Below are 1,022 nucleotides of genomic sequence, written 5' to 3'. Positions count from 1 at the left end.
GGCGGCGGCGACCGTGCGGCTCGGCGTGTTGCAGTTCGGCACCGTGCAATGGGTGACGGAGACGATCCGCGCGAACGGTCTCGCGGACGCGCAGCATATCGCGATCGCGCCGACCATCCTCGCCAACAACGACGCCGGGCGCATCGCCCTGATGGGCGGGGCGGTCGATGTCGCGGTGGTGGACTGGCCCTTCGCGGCGTTGCAGCGCAGCCGGGGGACGGATCTCTGCTTCGCCGCGTTTTCCGACACGCTGGGCGGGCTGATGGTGCCGGCGGATTCGCCGATCAAGGGCCTTGCCGACCTGCCGGGCAAGCGGCTGGGCGTGGCGGGCGGCCCGGCCGACAAGTCGTGGCTGATCATGCGCGCGGCGGCGGCGAAGCAGGGCGTCGATCTCGCCCGCGCCGACCTGTCCTATGGCGCGCCGCCGCTGCTGTCGGGCCGGCTGGAACAGGGCGGGCTCGACGCCGTGCTGACGTTCTGGACCTTCGCCGCGCGGCTGGAGGCCGGGGGCGCGCGGCAGGTCGTCTCGGTCGAGGACTGCGCCCGCGCGCTCGGGCTGCCGGGCGCGCCGGGGCTGGTGGGCTTCGCCTTTCATGAAAGCTGGGCGCGCGCCAACCGGGCGGCGATCGACGGGCTGCTGCGCGCCGTCGCGGCGGCGGAGACGATCCTGCGCACCTCCAACGCTGCCTGGTCCAAGGTGCGGCCGCTGATGAACGCCCGCGACGACAAGGTGTACGAGGCGCTGCGCCGACGCTTCCTCGACGGGCTGGTGCATCGGCCGGTCGCGGCGCAGGAGAAGATCGCCGCCGACCTGCTGCGCATCCTGGTCGCGACCGGCGGGGCGCAGGCGCTGGGCGGGCTGACGACGCTGCCGCCCGGCCTGTTCTGGCCCGACGTGAGCGGCGCCGGCTGACGCGCGCGCGGGGCATGGACGGGTTCCTCACCACCGGACCGGCCGAGGGGGCGCCCCCGGACGGCGCCGGCGCGGCGGCGGTCGCGCGGGTGCCCGTGACGGAGACGAC

The 1,022-nt window shown here is 75.2% G+C and carries 1 protein-coding gene; it reads left to right on the top strand.

Annotation, left to right across the window (positions count from 1 at the left end; translation table 11 throughout):
* Positions 1-913, top strand: a 913-nt coding sequence (locus tag B8460_RS19895; protein WP_048863369.1) for an ABC transporter substrate-binding protein, incomplete at its 5' end; no start/stop codon positions are given.
* Positions 914-1,022: the final 109 nt, after the last annotated feature.

Origin of the sequence: Acidisphaera rubrifaciens HS-AP3 (genome assembly GCF_000964365.1) — a bacterium.
GTDB lineage: Bacteria > Pseudomonadota > Alphaproteobacteria > Acetobacterales > Acetobacteraceae > Acidisphaera > Acidisphaera rubrifaciens.
This window is presented reverse-complemented; position numbering and strand designations above follow the sequence as displayed.